The organism is Komagataeibacter oboediens (assembly GCF_003207815.1).
Taxonomy (GTDB): domain Bacteria; phylum Pseudomonadota; class Alphaproteobacteria; order Acetobacterales; family Acetobacteraceae; genus Komagataeibacter; species Komagataeibacter oboediens.
Map to the genome: position 1 here is coordinate 1 of NZ_NKTX01000210.1, position 1,013 is coordinate 1,013.

Sequence of the window (1,013 nt, forward strand, 5' to 3'; positions counted from 1 at the left end):
TGGGTGTTGTGATCGATGAAGCGGTCGGGCAGGGTCATGGGGCGGAAGCGCACGCGGTCCAGCAGGCCGGTTTTGGCCAGATGGGTCATGACATAGCTGCCAAATCCGCCAACCGAGCCTTCCTCGATGGTGATCAGCACGGCGTGGTTGCGCGCCAGCTGTTCGACCAGGGCCGTATCGATCGGCTTGGCGAAGCGGGCATCGGCCACGGTGGGGGACAGGCCCTGCGCTGCCAGCATGTCGGCCGCCTTCAGCGCGTCCGCCAGCCTCGGCCCGAGCGATAGGATGGCGATGCCGCCCTGTTCCGGCCCGGACTGCCGGGTCATTTCACGCACGATTCGCCCGCGCCCGATCTCCAGGATCTGGCCCGCGGCCGGAAGCTCCAGCCCCAGCCCGCCGCCGCGGGGGTAGCGCAGGCCGATCGGGCCTTCGTCAAACGCGATGGAGGTCGCGGTCATGTGCAGCAGTTCCAGCTCGTTGCTGGGCGCCATCAGCGTCATGCCCGGCAGGCAGCCAAGATAGGCGATGTCGAACGCGCCCGCATGGGTCGCGCCGTCGGCGCCCACCAGCCCCGCGCGGTCGATGGCGAAGCGCACCGGCAGCTTCTGCAGCACCACGTCATGCATCACCTGGTCATAGGCGCGCTGCAGGAAAGTGGAATAGATGGCGCAGAACGGCCGCAGCCCCTCGGTCGCCATGCCGGCGGCAAAGGTCACGGCATGCTGTTCGGCAATGCCGACGTCAAAGAAACGGTCGGGATAGGCCCTGGCGAACTTGTCCAGCCCGGTGCCCGACGGCATGGCGGCGGTGATCGTGACGATCCTGTCGTCGGTCGCGGCCTGGCGGACCAGTTCCTTTGCAAAGACCGAGGTGTAGCTCGGCGGGCCGGACGGGCCCTTCTTCTGCTCGCCGGTCACGACATTGAACTTCGAGACCGCGTGATACTTGTCGCCCGCCGATTCGGCCGGCTTGTAGCCATGGCCCTTCTCGGTAATCACATGCAGCAGCACGGG

The 1,013-nt window shown here is 67.1% G+C and carries 1 protein-coding gene; it reads right to left on the reverse strand.

Annotated features, from left to right (window positions below):
- The coding region (locus CFR80_RS18370; RefSeq protein WP_309146446.1) for a transketolase C-terminal domain-containing protein at positions 1-1,013 on the reverse strand (1,013 nt) is incomplete at both ends.